This window comes from Candidatus Tectomicrobia bacterium, assembly GCA_016192135.1.
Classification (GTDB): Bacteria; UBA8248; UBA8248; order UBA8248; family UBA8248; genus 2-12-FULL-69-37.
Window position 1 is genome coordinate 17,962 of record JACPUR010000040.1, and the last position, 17,744, is coordinate 35,705.

Below are 17,744 nucleotides of genomic sequence, written 5' to 3' on the forward strand. Positions count from 1 at the left end.
CCGCCTCATCCCGGGTAGGGGCTGCCGAGCGGGCAGCGGCCCTCCGCGACGTGGGCCTCGAACTCGCCGTGGAACTTCTTGAGGAAGGCGCCGAACATCATGGCGCAGGCGTCCGAGAGGACGCAGATCGTGTTGCCCCGCATGTTGGGGTCGATGGAGGCCAGGGTGGCGAGGTCGTCCGCCCGGCCCCCGCCCGCCTCCATCCGGTTGAGGATCTCCGAGACCCAGCCCGTGCCCTCGCGGCACACCGAGCACTGCCCGCAGGACTCGTGCTCGAAGAAGCGCGCGAGCCGCCCGGCCGCCTGCACCATGCAGGCCGTCTCGTCCATCACGATGACGCCGCCGCTCCCGCCCATGCTCCCGGCGCGGGCCAGGGCGTCGAAGTCCATCTTCACCTTGCCCTCGATGACCTCCTGGGCCGTGAGCACGGGGGCGCTCGCGCCGCCCGGGATGACGGCCTTGAGGCCCTTGCCGTTCCGCATGCCCCCCGCGTGCCCGAAGATGATCTCCTCGCAGGTGAGGCCCAGGGGGAGCTCGTAGAGGCCCGGCTTCTTCACGTGGCCGGAGACGCAGTACATGCGGGTGCCCGTGTTCTTCTCGTCGATGCCGATCCCGGCGAACCACTCGGCCCCTTTGTTCACGATGTGGGGGAGGTTCGAGAGGGTCTCGACGTTGTTGATGACGGTGGGCTTCCCGTAGAGCCCCACCACGGCCGGGAAGGGGGGCTTGAGCCTCGGGTGGCCCCGCTTGCCCTCGAGGGACTCGAGCAGGCCCGTCTCCTCCCCGCAGATGTAGGCTCCGGCCCCCCGGTGGGTGTAGATGTCGCAGCCGAAGCCGCTCCCCAGGATGTTCTCCCCGATGTAGCCCTTGGCGTAGGCCTCGCCCAGCGCCCGCTCGACCGAGCGCCAGGGGGCGTCGAACTCCCCCCGGATGTAGATGTAGGCCTTGGCGATGCCCACCGCGTAGCAGGCGATGAGGATGCCCTCGATGAGCTGGTGGGGATCGCGGATCATCAGCTCGCGGTCCTTGAAGGTGCCGGGCTCGCCCTCGTCCCCGTTCACCGCCAGGTACTTAGGGTTCAGGTTCTGGGGCACGAAGCTCCACTTGAGCCCGCAGGGGAAGCCCGCCCCGCCCCGGCCCCTGAGCCCCGACGCCTTGACCAGCTCGATGACGTCCTTGGGCTCCATCTTGCCCAGGATCTTGCGGACGGCCTGGTAGCCCCCCGTCGCCTCGTAGCCGGCGAGGGTGAGCGCCTCGGGGTCCCCGAAGCGCGAGGTCACGATCTTCTCGTAGCGGATCGCCATTTTTCCGCTTTCCCCGCCCCCGGCCTCAGCCGGCGGCCTTCTCACGCGCGGCGCCGGCGCCCTCGCGCGGCGGCGCGGCCTCGTCCGCCCCGACGGGGGAGACCGGCTCGCCCTTCTCCAGCGCGGCCACGAGCTCGTCCACCAGGGCGGGGGTGACGTGCTCGAAGTAGTCCTCGTTGATCTGGAGGCAGGGCGCCCCGCCGCACGCCCCCAGGCACTCGACCCGCTCGACGGAGAACTTCCCGTCGGCCCGGGTGTGGCCCGCGCGGCAGCCCAGCCGCCGCTCCAGGTGGCGCAGGATGCCCGCCGCCCCCAGCAAGGCGCAGGAGAGGTTGTCGCACACCATGAAGTGGTGCTTCCCGACGGGCTTGGTCTTGAGCATGGTGTAGAAGCTCACCACGCCCCAGACGTCCATCGGGGAGAGCTCGAAGAGCGAGGCCACGTGCTGCATGACGGCGCTCGTGATGTGGCCCGCCTGCTTCTGCGCCAGGTGCAGCGCCGGGATGAGGGCCGAGCGCTTCTGCGGGTACTTGGCGAGGATGCGGTCGAGCTCGGCCCGGTTCTCGGGCGTGAACTCGAACCGCTCCTCCCTCGGGGAGTGCGGGAACCGCGCGCCTAGCGCCATCTCGTTCCTTTCCTGATCCTCACCGGTCGATCTCGCCCAGGACGATGTCGAGGCTTCCGATGGCGGCCACGACGTCCCCCACGAGCGACCCCCGGACGATCTCCGGGAGCGCGAACAGGTTCGAGAAGCTCGGGGCCCGCACCTTCACCTTGTAGGGCTTGGGGCTCCCGTCGCTGATGATGTAGTAGCCCAGCTCCCCCCGTGGCGACTCGATGACCTGGTACACCTCGCCCGCCGGGACGTGATAGCCCTCGGTGAATATCTTGAAGTGGTGGATGAGCGCTTCCATGTCGTAGGCGAGCTGCTCCTTGGGGGGGGGCACCACCTTGCGGTCGTCCGACATGAGCGGCCCCTCGGGCATCCCGTCGAGGGCCTGCATGCAGATGCGGTGGGACTGGCGCATCTCGGCGATGCGCACCCGGTAGCGGTCCAGCACGTCGCCGTTGCGCCCGAGCGGCACCTCGAAGTCGAACTCCTCGTAGCCGCAGTAGGGCTCGCGCTTGCGGATGTCGTAGTCCACCCCGCTGGCCCGGAGGCAGGGCCCGGTGATGCCCCAGGCGACCGCCGCCTCGCCCGAGATGGGGCAGACGCCCTCGGTCCGCCGGCGGTAGATGGGGTTGTCGGTCAGCAGTTCCTCGTACTCGTCCACCCGATCGGGGAAGGTGGAGAGGAAGCGCCGGCAGTCGTCGAAGAACTCGGGGTAGGGCTTGCGCGCCACCCCGCCGACGCGGAAGTAGCTGGTCATCATCCTGACCCCCGAGACCTTCTCGAAGATCTTGAGGATGACCTCGCGCTCCCGGAAGCAGTAGAGGAAGACCGTCATGGCGCCCAGGTCCAGGCCGTGGGTGCCCAGCCAGACCAGGTGGCTCTGGATGCGGGTCAGCTCGGTGAGCAGCACCCGGAGCCAGCGGCACCGCCGGGGGACCTCCATGCCGAGGAGCCTCTCCACCGCGAGGACGTAGCCCAGGTTGTTCGACAGGGGCGCCAGGTAGTCCATGCGGTCTGTCATCGGGAGGGCCTTGTTGTAGGTCTTGACCTCCATGTTCTTCTCGATGCCGGTGTGGAGGTAGCCGATGACGGGCTTGCAGGAGATGGCGGTTTCCCCCTCCATCTCGAGCACGAGGCGCAGCACGCCGTGGGTGCTCGGGTGTTGGGGCCCCATGTTGAGGGTGAGGGACTCGGTGCGGATCGGGCCCAGGAGATCCGAGTCGAGCGGCGATCTTCGGGTTTCCTGCGCCATGACGGCTCCCGCGCCGGGCCCTGAAGGGGCGGCGCTTACTCCTTGGCCTCGGGCTTCCCCTTCGGCGTCTCGCGGAAGGTGAACTCCACCGGCTCGGCCGAGACGTCGAAATCCTTGCGGTGCGGATGCCCCTCCATCCCCTCGGGCGTCAGGATGCGCTGGAGGTCCGGGTGGCCGTCGAAGACGATCCCCACCAGGTCGTAGGCCTCCGCCTCGTGGCTGGCCGCGCCGGGCCACACGGAGGCCACGCTCGGCAGGCGGGGCTCGAGATCGTCCTCGCAGGGCACGTCGAGCCGGAGGCGCTTGGCCCGGGCCATGTCCAGGAGGGCGTAGCTCGCCTTGAAGCGGTGCTCCGCCGGCAGCTCCAGCCGGTCCACCCCGGCCACGTAGCTCAGCAGCTTGAAGCCCCGCTCGTCCCGCGGGAAGCGCGCCGCCTCCGGCAGGGCCGAGGAGGCGAGCTCGACCGCGATCTGCCCGCGGTGCTCCCGGGCGGCGAGGACCGCTCCGCCGAAGCGGGCGCGCAGGGCCTGCACGTCCGGGTCCGCATCCTCAGGACGGGCGGCCTGGGCGGATTCCTGGGTTTCCTCGATCACTCGGTGTTCCCTTTTTTCGGGTCACCCCTCTCCCGGCCGGGCCGCGGCCCCGGGGGAGCCGCGGAAAGAGAGGGTGTTCCGTCTCAGGCCTGGGAGGCGGGCGCGCGATCCCGGTACAGGCCCTCGGCCTCGATCTTCTTCTGGAGCTTCAGGATCCCGTCGATCAGCGTCTCGGGCCGGGGGGGGCAGCCCGGCACGTAGATGTCCACCGGGACCACCTCGTCCACCCCCTGCACCAGGGCGTAGTTGTTGAAGACGCCCCCGGTCGAAGCGCAGGCGCCCATCGAGATGACCCACTTGGGCTCCGGCATCTGGTCGTAGATCTGGCGAAGGACCGGGGCCATCTTCCGCGACACCCGCCCGGCCACGATCATCAGGTCCGCCTGGCGCGGCGAGGCGCGGAAGACCTCGGCCCCGAAGCGGGAGATGTCGTACTTGGCGGCCGAGGTGGACATCATCTCGATGGCGCAGCAGGCCAGCCCAAAGAGGGCGGGCCAGATGCTGTTCTTCCGGGCCCACTTGATCACGTCGGCGGCCTTGCCCAGGACCACCTGCCCCTCGAGTTTCTCCTCTAATCCCATTCCAGGGCTCCCCGTTTCCATTCGTAGACGAGGCTGGCCACCAGGAGGCCCATGAAAGGCAGCATGACGGCGAACCCGTAGAGCCCGAGGTCCCGGAACGCGACCGCCCACGGATAGAGGAAGACCGTCTCCACATCGAAGACGATGAAGAGAATGGCCACCAGGAAGAACTTGACGGAAAAGCGCCCCCGCGCGCTCGTCTGGGGGACGATCCCGCACTCGTAGGCCGCCGCTTTTTTCGCCGTCGGGCGCCGCTTCCCGAAGAGGAAGGTTATGGCCAGGGTCACCAGGCCGAAGCCCCCCGCCAGGACGAGAAGGGCGAGGATGGGCACGTATTCGCGGGGCAAGATCAGCCTCCACAAGGACCAGGGGGCGCGCGCCCGCCGGTCAAGATAAGCGGGGGCCGCCCGCAGTCTTGAATCATATTAGGGTGGGGGTGCGGCGGGTGTCAAGGAATCCCCGGTCCGGAATACCGGTTTCTTTCACTTCCCGGGCCGGGTCAGAGCTTCTTCCGGGACTCCGCGAGCGCCCGCTCGATGGCCTCGATGTAGCGGGCGGCGGCCTCGGAGTGCGGGAGCACCACCAGGGTCTTCCGGAAGGCCGAGATGGCCCCCTCCCAGTCCCTGAGGCCGACGTAGTTGAGGCCCAGGCCGAAGAGGGCGCCGAAGTGGTGGGGGTTCAAGGCCAGGGTCTTCTCGCAATCCGCCACGGACTCCCGGTAGCGCTTGGCCATGTAGAGGGCGGTCGCCCGCTTGTTCCACCCCTCGGCGAAGTTGGGCTTGAGTTCAATCATTTCCGAAAAGGTCTCGACCGCCTTCTCCGGGAGGCCCTGCTCCATCCACACCACCCCGCGCCGCATCAGGGCGTCCACCTCGGGGTCGCCCGAGCGCATCCAGATGGCCCAGAGCGCGTCGTGGGCGGCGTCGCGGACCCCGGCGTCCTCGTCCTTGAGGAGGGCGGCCAGCGGGGCCGAATGGCGCATCCTCCCCGTCTCCCCCAGCTTCTGGACGGCCTCGATGCGCTCCCCGGCCGCCCGGCTCCTGAGGCGGGGGAGGAGGTCATCCGCTGGGGCGGCCCCCGCCCCCGGGGCGGAGCCCGGCAGGGCCAGCGCGGCCGCCAGCAGAAAAGCCCGGATTCCCCGCGGCGCCATGGGTTTTCCCTCCCTTCCCTTTTCCTCTTTACCTTGGGAACACCCAGCCCCGGCCGGATGTTCCCTACCCCCCCAGGATGACCAGCACGAGCCCCGCCAGCACGATGCCCCCGCCCAGGAGGGCCTCCCCCAGCCGCTCCCGCTCCCGGAAGAAGAGGTACCCCATGGCGATGGCGAAGAGGATCTCGGTCTGCTTCACCGACTCCACATAGGAGGTCAGGGTCAGCCGGTAGGCCTCCGCTAGGGCGTAGCTGTTCACGAAGGCGAAGAAACCCATCCCCGCGAAGCCCTTCCAGTGGGCTGGGACCTGGCGGAAGTGCCGGGCGGACTGCCGCAGGGCGATCGGGAGCATGAGCAGGGAGGCCGCCGCGTAGGTCCCCAGGGTGCCGAAGGCGGCGCTCGAGGAGACGGCCGCCCATTTGAAGCAGATGACCGAAGGGGCGTACAGGAAAGAAGAGATGAGGCCGTAGCGCAGCCCCTTGTCCGAGAGGACGAGCCGCACCGGCTCCCACGGCGAGACGCGCGCGCGCGAGGCGTTCAGGAAGTACACCCCCGCGAAGGCCACCAGGACGCCCGCCAGCCCCCAGGCCGAGGGGGCCTCCCCCAGGGTGAAGTAGGAGAGCAGCACGAGCCAGATGATCGAGAGCTTCCAGATCGAGGTGACGACCCCGATCTTCCCATAGAGCAGGGCTTTGGAGAGGGTGAGGGTGGCGGCCGTCTGGGCGAAGGCGAAGAGGGCGCATGCCGCCCAGAAGGAGGGCCGGATCTCGGGCACCCCCGTCGCCGCGACCGCCACGGCGGCGAAGGGGAGTAGGAAGACGAAGCGGCCCAGGACGTTGATGTATTCGTCCAGCTTGTGGCCCAGCGACTTCATCGCCGCGTTGCGCGAGGTCTGGGCCAGGGCCGAGACGAGGGAGAGCGTCACCCAATCCAAGGCTGCCCCTTTTCAAGGTGTCGGAGACGGAAAGGTCTTCTACCCTCCCTTCCTCAACCGCGCAACCGCGCAACCGCGCCGGGCGGGACTTTCCGGCGCTCAAATTTCTGTCTTGCATCCATCCCCAAAATACGGGAAACTCGCACCATACGCTCATTCCTACTTATTTTCATATTCGAAACTCTCGCCATTTCTTTCGCTGTCATGCCCGAAGAAGACGGCTTCCCCGCCTTTGTCCCAGGCGGGAGGAGAGACCGGGCCGGCGTCCCCCCTCGGGGGAAGGCCGCGGGCCCCAATCCGGCTCCACGGACCGCTCCCCATTTTCCAGGAGGAGGATCCCATGCGCACCCGCTCAATACCGCTGGTTCTCGCCGCGCTGGCGGCCGCCCTGGCCTTCGCGCTCCCCGCCCGGGCGGCGGAGCCCAAGCGCGGCGGCATCGTCAACTGGTTCATCTACGCCGACCCCACCCGCCTGGACGTACACGGCGAGTCGGCCCTCGCCCACCAGCAGGCCACGGGGGGCGTCTTCAGCGGCCTCCTCCAGCACGACCCCGAGAAGCCGGGCGAGCCCGTCCCCGACTTGGCGACGGGCTACGAGGCCTCCGCGGACGGGACGGTGTTCACCTTCAAGCTCCGCCAGGGGGTGAAGTGGCACGACGGCAAGCCCTTCACCTCCCGGGATGTGGTGGCCACCTTTCAGCGCGTGACGGGGAAGGACTTCCGCAGCCCCCGCTGCGGCACCCTGATCAAGCCCATCCTCGCGAAGATCGAAGCGGCGGACGACCATACGGTCAAGTTCACGCTCAAGCATCCGGCCGGCACCTTCATCCCCTCAATCGCCTCGGCGTGGTGCCGGATCGTCCCCAAGCACGTCCTCGACCGCGACGGCAACCTGAACTCGGCCAAGAGCATCGTCGGCACGGGGCCCTTCAAGCTCAAGGACTACAAGCGGGGCAGCATCATCGAGTGGGAGCGCAACCCCGACTACTACGCCAAGGGCCTCCCCTACGTGGACGGGGTGAGGCAGTTCGTCCTGGTGGGCCGGCCCACCCAGCTCGCGGCCGCCAAGGCGGGCAAGGTGATGCTCTGGGACACTTGGCCCCCCATGTCGAAGTCCCAGGCGGAGGAGGTGAAGAAGGCGCGCGGGGACCGGGTGAAGATATACCCCTGGCCGATCAACACGGTATTCATCACCTACCTCAACCCCAAGAAGAAGCCCTTCGACAACCCGGAGATGCGCAGGGCCGTCCGGCTGGCGATCAACCCCCACGAGGTCGTCGCCAAGGTGTTCGAGGGCGCGGGCACGCCTTGCAACCTCCTCGACCCCAAGCTCTACGGGGAATTCGCGCTCCCCCGGGAAGAGGTGCTGAAGGCGCCCGGGTGCAACCCGGCCACGAAGGAAAAGGACATCGAGGAGGCGAGGAAGATCGTCCAGAAGCTCCACCCGAACGGGGTGGAGGTCGAGGTCGCCACTCGGGCCGTGGCCGACTACGTGGACCGCAGCCAGCTCATCATCCAGCAGCTGCGGAAGATCGGCATCCGCGTGAACTTCAAGACCTACGAGAGCGCGGTCGGCTTCCGCAACTGGGGCTCGGGCAACTTCACGATCATCAGCTCCCAGGACACGGCGATGGTCCTGTCCGACCCCCACAGCATGTTCGCCCTCACCTACAGCGGGGACGGGGGCCGGAACTACACGCGGTGGAAGGACCCGAAGATCGAGGAGCTCATCGGCAAGGGCCTGCGCGAGACCGACAAGGCCAAGCGCGTGAAGATCTATCACGACCTCCAGCGCTACATCCTCTCGAAGCCGGATCATCCCAACATCGTGATCTCCTGGATCGAGGGATGGTTCTTTGAGGACACGCGCCTCAAGAACTACCGCCAGGCGACCACCGTCTACGACAACAACACGTTCCAGAAGGTCTGGCTCGGCGAATAGGAGCGCTTCCGGCCCCGCGGGCGGGACGGCCGTCCCCCGCCCGCGGGCCTTCGCCTTGCGGCCGGAGCGAAGCCATGCGCGAGTACATCATCCGGCGGGTCCTGCTCTTCATTCCCTCCCTCGTGGGGGCGAGCCTCGTCATCTTCGTCCTGATGCGGCTCGTCCCGGGCGACATCGCCGAGATCCTGGTCTATTCCGCGGGCTCCGAGCAGGCCTCCGTGGCCAAGGCCCAGGTGGCCAAGATCCGCGCCGAACTCGGCCTCGACAAGCCCATCGCCGTCCAATACGTCCTCTGGCTCAAGGGCGCCCTGCAGGGAAACTTCGGCCATTCCTATCTCGAGGACCGGCCGGTGGCCGAAATGCTCGCCGAGTGGTTCCCGCGCACGATGGAGCTGGCCCTCCTGACCCTTCTCCTGGCCGCGCTCTGGGCCGTGCCCCTGGGGGTGGTCTCGGCGGTCAAGCAGGACCGCTGGCCCGACTATCTCTGCCGCTCGCTCAGCATCAGCGGGCTGAGCGTGCCGATCTTCTTCTCCGGCGTCCTCATCCTCTTCGTCCTGGTGCGCTACTTCCAGTGGCTTCCCCCCCTGGAGTACGCGAGCCTGTGGGAGGACCCCGCCCGGAACCTCCAGAAGATCATCTGGCCCGCCCTCGCCCAGGCCTTCTACATCAGCGCCCCCATCACCCGCCTGACGCGGAGCCAGCTCCTCGAGGTCATCCGCGAGGACTACGTGCGCACGGCCCGCTCCAAGGGCCTGCTCGAGCAGCTCGTCATCTACCGCCATGCGCTCAAGAACGCCCTCCTGCCCGTCGTCACCTTCACGGGCTGGTGGGTCGGGCGCCTCCTGGGGGGCATCGTGGTGATGGAGATCATCTTCCAGATCCCGGGCATGGGCATGGGGCTCATCACCTCGGTCAACAACCGCGACTACCCGGCGGTGCAGGCGATCGTGTTCGTCATGGCGGGCATCTTCCTCCTGCTCAACCTGCTGGTCGACCTCGTCTACGCCTGGCTCGATCCGCGCATCAAGTACGCCTGAGGAGCGGGGAATGAAAACCGGCATCGCGCCCAGGGAGGCCCAGCGGGGAGGGCGGGAGGCGCCCCGGGAGGAGCTCCGCTCCGGCCGCGAGGAGCTGTGGAACGTCCTGCGCAACTTCCCCCGCCGCCAGCCGCTGGGAGCCATCGGCGGGATCCTCGTCGCCCTGCTGGTGTTCGTCGGCCTGTTCGCCCCGTGGCTCGCCCCCCACAACCCGAAGGCGGCGGGGTTCGACCCCTACCTTCCGCCCGGCGGCGGCTTCCCCTTCGGGACGGACCACCTGGGCCGCGACGTGCTGAGCCGGGTGATCTGGGGCGCGCGGCTCTCGCTCTACGTGGGGCTCACCTCGGTGGGGATCGGCGTCACCCTGGGCTCCCTCTGGGGAGTCGTGACGGCCTTCTTCGGCGGGCTGTGGGACACGGTGAGCCAGCGCGTGGTGGACATCCTGATGGCCTTCCCCCCCATCATCCTGGCCCTGGGGCTGATGGCCGTGCTCGGCCAGTCGGTGGAGAACGTCATCCTGACCCTCACGGTACTCCTCACCCCCACGGCGGCGCGCACCATCCGCTCCACCGTCCTCGGGATCAAGGAGATGATGTACATCGAGGCCGCCCGCGCGGCGGGCCTCCCGAGCCGGCGGCTCATCGCCCGCCACATCATCCCCAACGCGATGGCCACCTACCTCGTCCTCTTCAGCGTGAACATCGCCTACGCCATCGTGGTGGAGGCGGCCCTGAGCTTCCTCGGCCTGGGCGCCCCCCCCGACGAGCCCTCCTGGGGCGGGATGCTCACCGGCGCGGCCGGGCACCTCGAGCGCGCCCCCTGGATCGCCCTCTTCCCGGGCGCGGCGCTCAGCCTCTCGGCCTTCGGGCTGAACCTCCTGGGCGACGCCGTCCGCGACCTCCTCGACCCCCGGCTCCGGGGCACCGGATCGGGCTAGCGGCGGAATCCGAACGCATGGCTCGCGCCGGGGCCCGGTTTCCTCCCCCTCTCCCCCTGGGAGAGGGCGGGGCATCCAAGCGGCCCGCCGCTCGGATGCTCCGGGTGAGGGATGATCCGGCGGCGCGGCCTTCCCTCGCCCCCGTCCCCTCTCCCGCCTGCGCGGGCCGAAGCCCTTCCACCTTCGCGAATCCGCTCCCGCCTTCGCGGATACGCTTCGGCGGGCGGCGGCCCGGAGGGAGAGGGGAGCCAGACCCGGCGGGGAACGATGTCCCCGCGAACAACCCGTTGAGACGTCACAGCTGGCTCCCTCTCTCCCCACCCCCGTGCTAGGATCGCGCCGCGCCTTTCCCGAGCCGAAAGGGGAACCCCGTCTCCGTGCCCGCCGCCCCTCCCCTTCCCGCGACGCCCCCCCGCTTCTGGTACGGCTGGGTCGTCCTGGGCACCGTCTTCCTGGCGATGTGCACCCTCATCTCCGTGCGGAGCTCCTTCGGGGTCTTCTTCAAGGCCGTGGCGGGGGAGTTCGGCTGGAACCGCGCCCAGACCTCGGGCGCCTTCTCGGCGGGGCTGCTGGGCCAGGCGCTGGGCTCCCCCTTCGCGGGCTGGCTGATGGACCGCTGGAGCATCCGGGGCACCATGGCCGCCGGCATCCTCTTCACCGGCCTGGCCGCGGGCGCCATGGCCCTCACGAACGGCCTGGGCTTCTACTACGCCATGTACTTCCTGCTCTGCCTGGCCTTCGCGGGCGGGACCTGGGTGGCCCAGGTGCCCACCCTCTCCAACTGGTTCGTCTCGCGCCGGGGCATGGCCATGGGCGTCACCAACTCGGCCCAGGGCCTGGCCTTCTTCATGAACGTGGCCACCCCCTTCCTCATCGCCTGGCTCGGCTGGCGGGGGAGCTACCTCGCCCTCGGCGGGATGCTCCTCTTCCTCACCTTCCCCCTCATCGCCTTCTTCCACCGCGACCACCCCCGGCAGATGGGCACGGTGGCGGACGCGCCCTTCCTCCGGACGGGGGTGGCCCCGCCCCCCGCCCCCGGGAAAAAAGAAAGCCCCGCCCGCGGGGGCGCCATCCTCTCCCTCCCCTTCGCCCTCGTCGCGGGCGTCTACATGAGCATCGCCTTCTCCTTCTCGGCCCAGATCGTCCACCTCGTGCCCCACGCGACGGACCAGGGCTTCACCCCGGCCGAGGGAGGGCTCGTGCTGGCGGTGTGGGGGGGCGTCATGGTGGCGGGGAACCTCCTGAGCGCCGCCTCGGACCGCGTGGGCCGCCTCCCCACCTATTGGGCGGGCGCCCTGCTGGGGGCCCTCGCCGCCCTCCTCCTCGCCGGTTATTCCCGCGGGGACGCCCCCTGGGTCTTCTACCTCGCCACCGCCCTCTCGGGCCTGGGGCTGGGCCTCGCCCGGCCCACCGCATCGAGCCTCCTCGCCGACAACTTCTCGGGCGCCCGCTTCGGCCGGATCAACGGGGCCGCCATGAGCCTCTTCGCCCTGGCGGGGGCCGCCGGCCCCACGGTCACCGGCGCCATGTTCGACGCCCGGGGAAACTACCGCGAGGCCCTCTGGCTCGTCGCCGCCTTCTTCATCCTGGGGGCCGCGTTCGCGACCGGGCTGGGGAGGAGGAAGCCATGAGAATGTTCTTTTCGCAGGGCGAATCTTGTATTCGCCCCGTTATGCCTCCGGGCGAACACGGGACCTTCGCCCTCCGCAGGGATTGGGCCTCCCGAAGGAGGGTTCGCCCCTACGGATCATTCTCCGTGCCGCCTCGCATGCAGGGGCGGTTCGCGAACCGCCCCTACGGGACACCCGTGTCGCCCGCCAAACCGCACCGGACAGAAGCCGCGCGCGGCGGTAGAATGGCCGCGTCATTTTTCCCCGGAGGACTTCCCATGCCCCGCGCCGCCCGGCTCCTCGCCGCCCTCCTCCTCTCGGGCTGCGCCTCCGCCCCGGCTGGCCTCACCCAGGAGGTGACCGTCGAGGTGGTGAACGCCCCCGGCGCCGACTGCACCGGGGAGGACCTCCAGGGGCGGAAGTACCATTGGCCCAAGACCCCCGCCTCGGCCGCCCTCCCCCGGCGCGGCGGGCCCATCAACCTCGCCTGCGAGGCGCCCGGATTCAAGGCGCTCGCCTTCGTCCTCACCCGCTCGGCCGAGACCGGGACCAGCCCGCGCGAGACCTTCTTCTTCTTTCCCCCGGCCGCCGCCGCGGCCGGCCTCCTCCAGGGCGGCCCCGACGCCCGCTACCAGTACCCCAGCCCCGTCCGCCTGCTGATGGAGCCCGCTCCCGGCGCCCCCGAGGAGGTGAGGAGGCGCTACCGGGAGCTCATCCGGGAGCACGAGCGGGAGTCGCTGGGGAGGTAGGGGATGCGGAGGCGCTGGCCCCCATCCGCCGCTTTTTACTCAGAGTCAAATCCGGAAACCCGCCGTTTCGACGAAATTAGGTCTCTTTTTTCCCGCGCTTCGCCGCTTCCGCTTCCTTCCCGGCCTTGATCAGCCGCGCAAGGCGGCGAAGCTCCGGGCCCACCGCGGGGTCGCGCAGGAGAGCCAGGAACTCTTCCTCGTCGGGGGTGGGGAGCCCGCGCGCTCCCCAGTAGGCCATCGACTCGGCCACGCCCTTTTCCGCGTCCAGATCCGGGAAGAAAACGGTGATCGACACCTCCATCGCCGCCGCCAGCTTGGCGAGGGTCTCGGCCTTGGGGGAGCGGTAGCGGCCCACCTCGATGGCGGAAATGTGGGCCTGGGAAACCCCAGAGGCGGCGGCCAGCGCCGTCTGGTCCCATCCCCTCTCCAGGCGTAACGCCTTAAGAATCAGTCCGATTTTCTTTTCAGCCTTCCGCTCGGCCATCCGCAGAAGGTACAAATATGCGAGTTCAAATACCACAGGAAAAATACATTGACGCCAATAAGTTGAATGCATATATTTTTAAGCAATTACTTGTTCTCAAATTGAGCGCCATGTCATGAAAAACGACCTTCGCCACATCCGGGAAAAGCACAACCTCACCCAGGAACAGTTGCAGCAGGCGTCCGGGGTGGATCAATCGATCATCAGCGCCATCGAGATCAGCGGCCGCAGGCCCATCGTGGACACCGCGCTCCGGCTGGCCCGGGGGCTCTCCCGCCTGACCGGCAGGCAGTACCGGGTCGAGGATCTGTTCCCTCCGGAGGGGGACCCCATGGGGAGGCGCCGGTGAATCCGGACGCGGGGCTCCAGCCCGGGCATCACGTCCAGCGGGAGGGATTCTTCCAGAAACTCGCGAAGGAGCGGCACGGAAGGCTCTTCCGGCAGTGGCTGGGGGAAAACGGGCGGATCCTCGATCTGGGGTGCTGGGACGGCGCGCTCGCCCGGCACTACGCCGCGGGGAACGACGTGATCGGCCTGGACCTCGGCCTGGCCGCCCTCCGGCTGGCGGCGCAAGTCCCCGGCATCCGAGCCGTTCAAGCCCCCCTGAGCGGGCCCTTGCCCTTCCCGGACGAGTGCTTCAGCGCCGCCGTGCTGGCCGATGCCGGAGAGCACCTGCCCTGGCTCGCCCTCATCCTGGCCGAGGCGCACCGCGTGCTCCGGCCGGAGGGCTTGCTCGTCGGGAGCGTTCCTCTCGCCTCCCATTTGCCGGACCGGCGGTTCACCTACCGGGACTTCCAGGGGCTTCTGGCCGCGCGCTTCCAGCTGGAAGTTTTCATCAGCGGAGAGCCGGGAGCCGGAAACACAGCCTTCCGCTGCCGGAAGATGTGAGGGCGCGCAACCCTCCCTACCCCACCGCCTCTTTCAAAAAATACTCCATCGCGGCCCATGATCTCCTGTCCGCGCCGGCGTCGTACTTCACGCCCCCGGCGGGGTTGTTGGCGTGGGGGTTGGTGAAGGCGTGCAGGGCGTGGCCATAGGCGTGGAGCTGCCAGTCGGCCCGGGCCTCGGTGAGCTCCCTGGCGATCATGAGGACGTCCTCGGGCGGGGCGAGGGGATCGTCCCAGCCGTGCAAGAGGAGGACCTTGGCGGCGATGGGGGGCTGGGGGCCGAGCTTGGGCGGGTGGAAGAGGCCGTGGAAGCTCGCCACGCCCCGGACGCCCGGGGCGCCGCTCCGCGCGAGGTCGAGGACGCAGAGCCCGCCGAAGCAGTAGCCGATGGCGGCGACGCGCCCGGGGTCGGCCAGGGGGTGCTTCCTGGCCGCCTCGAGGGAGGCCAGGAGGCGGCGGCGCAGCATGGCCCGGTCCTCCAGGAGGGGCTGCATGAGCTTGGAGTTGTCCCCCGCGGGGTTGCCCCGGACGCCCCGGCCGAAGAGGTCCACGGCGAAGGCCAGGTAGCCCAGCCCCGCGAGCCGCCCGGCCGCCTCTCGCTCGGCGCCGAGCAGCCCGGCCCAGGCGTGGCTCACCAGGACGCAGGGGCGCTTCGACCGGCTCGATTCGTCATACGCCGCGTGGCCCTCGAAGGCGACGCCGCCCTCCTGGTACTCGATGGTCTCGGTGCGCATGTCGGCCTCCTCCAAAATCCAAATGGGAACCGCCTGGAGCCGGGGAAGGCGCCGCCGCCGTCCCGGCGTTCGCTTTCCCCGGCCCGGTGATGTAGAATCCTCAACAGGCATTCACTATTTTCAGAATCGAGGCGCATATGAACCGGTGCACGCGCGTGACGTTCAGCGGCTCCTCGGGGGCGGACTACCAGTTCGAGGTCTACCCCGTGAGCGCCATCTTCAACGACTTCGGCGCGGTCTACATGTTCACGAACCGGACGGCGGCCCCCGACGGCACGGGCCAGCACATGGCGGTGTTCATCGGGGAGAGCGAGGAGCTCGGCTCGCGGCTGGCCAAGCACGACCTGCTCCAATCCGCCGGGCGGCATAAGTTCAACTGCGTCTGCGTCCACCGCGAGGCCGACGAGGACCTGCGCGTCGTGGCCGAGGCGGACCTGCGCAAGCGCTACAAGCCCAAGGGCAACAGCTTCTCCTTCCTTCAGAACGGTCACTAACCGGCAGAGAAAGGCATCCGGAGGGCGCCCCGCCCCCCCCAGGTTCCGCGCATCTTTCCCGGCTTTCCGTTCCCCCTCACCCCTCCTCCCGGTAGAGCCCCAGGGCCTCGATCATGGGCTGGTCGTTGATGGAGAAGAGGATGGTCTCTTCTTCCCCGGCCGCGTGCTGGTGCCGCGCCCAGGAGGGGACGCAGAAGGCGTCTCCCCTCTCCCAGTCGAACCTTTGGCCATCGATGACCGAATGCCCGCTCCCCTTGAAGCACAAATAGACGGCGCTTCCGGTGTGGCGGTGGGGGCTGAGCTCCCGGCCGGGCCGCAGGAGCTGGATGCGGCAGCCCATGGTGGGGTAGACGGGCCCCCCGGTGCCCGGGTGGACGAAGTCCATGGCCACATCGTCGTGGGGAGAGGCCTCCCCCGAGGCGGCGAGGCGGCGCAGCGCCCGCTCGGTCCGCTCCCACTTGTAGAGGAGGAGCGGCGAGTAGGGGCCGCTCTGCCGCTCCCAGGCGGGGCGGAGCGCGCCCTCGGCCCAGCGGGCGAGGCTCCCGCCCTCGGGCCTGGGCGCGGGGGGAGGCGCCTCGCCCGCCCCCTCGAAGAAGCTCGCGCGCAGCTCGCGCACCATAATGATGTCGAGGCCGTCCATCCAGATGACGGGCTTCTCTCCCGTGTTCTCGTGGTCGTGCCAGGCCCAGGGGGGCGTCAGGACGAAGTCGCCGGGACCCAGGGCGCAGCGCTCGCCCTCCACGGTGGTCGAGGCGCCCTCCCCCTCCAGGATGAAGCGGATGGCGGCCGCCGCGTGGCGGTGGGTGTGGGCCTTCTCCCCGGGGAGGATGTACTGGAAGGCGCCCCAGAGGGTGTCGGTCGTGGCCGTCAGGCCGTCGTAGGGGAGGCCCGGGTTGGCGAAGCCGAGCACCCGGCGCTCGCCCTCGGTCATGGGGGCCAGGGCGCCCGAGGCCCGGACGAGGGGGAGGACCTCCCGGAAGCGCCAGAGGTGGGGCTGGGCGCGGGGGCTGGGGGTGCGGGGGACGTGGTCCTTGTATACCTTCCAGAGCGGGATGAGGCGCTGGCGCTCCATCGCCCCGTAGAAGTCGGCCAGCTCGGCGCCGGTGGGCATGTCAACCTCCCGATCGATTGCACGGTTCGTCCGTAGGGGCGGTTCGCGAACCGCCCCTACGCAAGGCGCCATCGCGATCCTGACACCGTAGGGACGTATTGCCATACGCCCCTACACAAAGAAGCAACGTGACCCTGGTTCTGTAGGGGCGGCCCCCCGTGGCCGCCCCGGGGCAGGCACAGGGGCCTGCCCCTACAGGTTTCTCTTTCCATAAAAACGGCGGCGGAGGGGGCCTCCGCCGCCGGGGGATTCGATCCGTTCCCTTCCCCTAGACCGGGATCGGCCGCGCCTCGAACTCCTGGGGCGTGAGGGCGTCGCCCACCCCGATCATGCTGTCGCGGGTGACGAGCATGGCCAGCCTTTCCTCGCTCCAGCCCTCGGTGCCCTTGGGGCGGCGGGGGATGATGAGGTAGCGGCAGTCGGCGTTCGAGTCCACCGTGATGAGCTCGATGCCCTCGGGGGCCTCATAGCCCAGGTCGCGCAGGGCGCCGCGCGGGTCCACCACGGACTTCGAGCGGTAGGGGAAGCTCTTGTACCAGGTGGGGGGCTGGCCCAGCAGGACGCGCGGATAGCACGAGCACAGCGTGCAGGTGACCATGTAGTGCACCTGGCCGGTGTTCTCGAGGGCGACCAGGTGGTTGACGGCCGAGGTGTCGATGCCGAGCTCGGCGCAGGCCTCCTTCGCGTCCATCAAGAGGCGCTTCTTGAACTCCGGGTCGGCCCAGGCGCGGGCCACCACCTTGGCGCCGATGGCGGGGGTCTGGGCCTCGATGTCCTCGATGGCGCGGCGCATCTCGTCGGTGGTGACGAGGCCCTTCTCGCGCAGGACGTTCAGGAGCGCCACCACACGGATCTGGAAGTAGTCCATCTCGTGCTCGGCCCGCCCCACGGTGTCATGGAGATAGCCCACGTCCTCCTTGCGGCGGAGGATGTGGGTGTCGTCGTGGCCGTGCCCGTGAGGGTGGTCGTGGCCGTTCCCGTGATCGTGGTGATGATCGTGGCTGTCGGACATGCGTGGCGCTCCTCTCAGGCCGGCTCGAGCCAGTGCTCGTAGATCTCGATTCGCAGCTTGTCCTGGGGCTTCCCGGGCTTGTGGTCCCACAGGTCGTTCACGCTGAACTCGACCCAGTAGAGTTCCCGCGCGGGCAGGCCGTCCTTCCCGTAGGCCAGGAGCTCGGGGTTCTTGTAGCGCCCGAAGTAGCGGCTGACGACCCCCGTCTTGCCGCGCACGTAGGGGCAGGTGCGGATGTGGCCGGGCGGGTAGAGGTTCTTCACCTTGACCCGCTGGCCCACCTGGAACCTGGTCTGCTCCATGGGGAACCCCTTGATTTC

General features: G+C 69.2%; 21 protein-coding genes. 8 read left to right on the forward strand and 13 right to left on the reverse strand.

Annotation, left to right across the window (positions count from 1 at the left end; translation table 11 throughout):
* Positions 1-5: 5 nt before the first annotated feature.
* The 8 genes from nuoF to HYZ11_16905 all read right to left on the reverse strand — a co-directional run bounded on the left by nuoF (position 6) and on the right by HYZ11_16905 (position 6,427).
* Positions 6-1,304 (reverse strand): NADH-quinone oxidoreductase subunit NuoF, encoded by a 1,299-nt coding sequence (gene nuoF, locus HYZ11_16870; GenBank protein MBI3129283.1) that lies wholly within the window; start codon positions 1,302-1,304, stop codon positions 6-8.
* 25 nt (positions 1,305-1,329) lie between these two features.
* Positions 1,330-1,929 carry an NAD(P)H-dependent oxidoreductase subunit E gene (locus HYZ11_16875; protein ID MBI3129284.1) on the reverse strand — a complete coding sequence of 200 codons (600 nt, stop codon included), beginning with the start codon at positions 1,927-1,929 and terminating at the stop codon, positions 1,330-1,332.
* 19 nt (positions 1,930-1,948) lie between these two features.
* The gene (locus HYZ11_16880; protein ID MBI3129285.1) at positions 1,949-3,169 is read right to left on the reverse strand and encodes an NADH-quinone oxidoreductase subunit D; all 1,221 of its coding nucleotides are present in this window, start codon (positions 3,167-3,169) and stop codon (positions 1,949-1,951) included.
* Between the two features lie 35 nt (positions 3,170-3,204).
* Positions 3,205-3,762 carry an NADH-quinone oxidoreductase subunit C gene (locus HYZ11_16885; protein MBI3129286.1) on the reverse strand — a complete coding sequence of 186 codons (558 nt, stop codon included), beginning with the start codon at positions 3,760-3,762 and terminating at the stop codon, positions 3,205-3,207.
* Between the two features lie 83 nt (positions 3,763-3,845).
* Positions 3,846-4,343, reverse strand: a complete 498-nt coding sequence (locus HYZ11_16890; GenBank protein MBI3129287.1) for an NADH-quinone oxidoreductase subunit B — start codon at positions 4,341-4,343, stop codon at positions 3,846-3,848.
* Positions 4,334-4,690 carry an NADH-quinone oxidoreductase subunit A gene (locus HYZ11_16895; GenBank protein MBI3129288.1) on the reverse strand — a complete coding sequence of 119 codons (357 nt, stop codon included), beginning with the start codon at positions 4,688-4,690 and terminating at the stop codon, positions 4,334-4,336. The genes HYZ11_16890 and HYZ11_16895 overlap by 10 nt, the downstream gene beginning before the upstream one ends.
* Before the next feature lie 152 nt (positions 4,691-4,842).
* Positions 4,843-5,493 carry a tetratricopeptide repeat protein gene (locus HYZ11_16900; GenBank protein ID MBI3129289.1) on the reverse strand — a complete coding sequence of 217 codons (651 nt, stop codon included), beginning with the start codon at positions 5,491-5,493 and terminating at the stop codon, positions 4,843-4,845.
* A 64-nt stretch (positions 5,494-5,557) separates the two neighbouring features.
* Positions 5,558-6,427: an EamA family transporter gene (locus tag HYZ11_16905; GenBank protein ID MBI3129290.1), complete on the reverse strand. Its 870-nt coding sequence runs from the start codon at positions 6,425-6,427 to the stop codon at positions 5,558-5,560.
* 340 nt (positions 6,428-6,767) lie between these two features.
* Between HYZ11_16905 and HYZ11_16910 the strand changes: the two genes are divergently transcribed.
* The 5 genes from HYZ11_16910 to HYZ11_16930 all read left to right on the forward strand — a co-directional run bounded on the left by HYZ11_16910 (position 6,768) and on the right by HYZ11_16930 (position 12,702).
* Entirely contained in the window at positions 6,768-8,369 is a 1,602-nt protein-coding gene (locus HYZ11_16910) for a hypothetical protein (GenBank protein ID MBI3129291.1), read from the forward strand.
* A gap of 74 nt (positions 8,370-8,443) precedes the next feature.
* On the forward strand, positions 8,444-9,406 hold the full coding sequence (locus tag HYZ11_16915) for an ABC transporter permease (GenBank protein MBI3129292.1): 963 nt from the start codon (positions 8,444-8,446) through the stop codon (positions 9,404-9,406).
* Positions 9,407-9,416: 10 nt separating this feature from the next.
* A complete protein-coding gene (locus tag HYZ11_16920; GenBank protein ID MBI3129293.1) occupies positions 9,417-10,343 on the forward strand; it encodes an ABC transporter permease in 927 nt (308 codons plus the stop codon).
* A gap of 377 nt (positions 10,344-10,720) precedes the next feature.
* Positions 10,721-11,974 carry an MFS transporter gene (locus tag HYZ11_16925; GenBank protein ID MBI3129294.1) on the forward strand — a complete coding sequence of 418 codons (1,254 nt, stop codon included), beginning with the start codon at positions 10,721-10,723 and terminating at the stop codon, positions 11,972-11,974.
* A gap of 257 nt (positions 11,975-12,231) precedes the next feature.
* Complete coding sequence (locus HYZ11_16930; GenBank protein ID MBI3129295.1) at positions 12,232-12,702, forward strand: hypothetical protein; 471 nt, start codon at positions 12,232-12,234, stop codon at positions 12,700-12,702.
* Positions 12,703-12,778: 76 nt separating this feature from the next.
* On the opposite strand, the gene HYZ11_16935 is transcribed toward HYZ11_16930, so the two are convergent.
* The gene (locus HYZ11_16935) at positions 12,779-13,186 is read right to left on the reverse strand and encodes a helix-turn-helix transcriptional regulator (GenBank protein MBI3129296.1); all 408 of its coding nucleotides are present in this window, start codon (positions 13,184-13,186) and stop codon (positions 12,779-12,781) included.
* 115 nt (positions 13,187-13,301) lie between these two features.
* On the opposite strand from HYZ11_16935, the gene HYZ11_16940 reads away from it, so the two are divergent.
* Both HYZ11_16940 and HYZ11_16945 read left to right on the forward strand, forming a co-directional pair.
* Positions 13,302-13,535: a helix-turn-helix transcriptional regulator gene (locus HYZ11_16940; GenBank protein ID MBI3129297.1), complete on the forward strand. Its 234-nt coding sequence runs from the start codon at positions 13,302-13,304 to the stop codon at positions 13,533-13,535.
* Positions 13,532-14,074 carry a methyltransferase domain-containing protein gene (locus HYZ11_16945; protein MBI3129298.1) on the forward strand — a complete coding sequence of 181 codons (543 nt, stop codon included), beginning with the start codon at positions 13,532-13,534 and terminating at the stop codon, positions 14,072-14,074. The genes HYZ11_16940 and HYZ11_16945 overlap by 4 nt, the downstream gene beginning before the upstream one ends.
* Before the next feature lie 16 nt (positions 14,075-14,090).
* Here HYZ11_16945 and HYZ11_16950 read toward each other — a convergent pair whose 3' ends face one another.
* Positions 14,091-14,807 carry a dienelactone hydrolase family protein gene (locus tag HYZ11_16950; GenBank protein ID MBI3129299.1) on the reverse strand — a complete coding sequence of 239 codons (717 nt, stop codon included), beginning with the start codon at positions 14,805-14,807 and terminating at the stop codon, positions 14,091-14,093.
* Positions 14,808-14,944: 137 nt separating this feature from the next.
* On the opposite strand from HYZ11_16950, the gene HYZ11_16955 reads away from it, so the two are divergent.
* Positions 14,945-15,301, forward strand: a complete 357-nt coding sequence (locus HYZ11_16955; protein MBI3129300.1) for a hypothetical protein — start codon at positions 14,945-14,947, stop codon at positions 15,299-15,301.
* 76 nt (positions 15,302-15,377) lie between these two features.
* On the opposite strand, the gene HYZ11_16960 is transcribed toward HYZ11_16955, so the two are convergent.
* The 3 genes from HYZ11_16960 to HYZ11_16970 all read right to left on the reverse strand — a co-directional run bounded on the left by HYZ11_16960 (position 15,378) and on the right by HYZ11_16970 (position 17,726).
* Entirely contained in the window at positions 15,378-16,412 is a 1,035-nt protein-coding gene (locus HYZ11_16960) for a cupin domain-containing protein (protein MBI3129301.1), read from the reverse strand.
* A gap of 268 nt (positions 16,413-16,680) precedes the next feature.
* Positions 16,681-17,424, reverse strand: a complete 744-nt coding sequence (locus tag HYZ11_16965; protein MBI3129302.1) for a nitrile hydratase subunit alpha — start codon at positions 17,422-17,424, stop codon at positions 16,681-16,683.
* A 14-nt stretch (positions 17,425-17,438) separates the two neighbouring features.
* Entirely contained in the window at positions 17,439-17,726 is a 288-nt protein-coding gene (locus HYZ11_16970) for a nitrile hydratase subunit beta (protein MBI3129303.1), read from the reverse strand.
* Positions 17,727-17,744 lie beyond the last annotated feature (18 nt).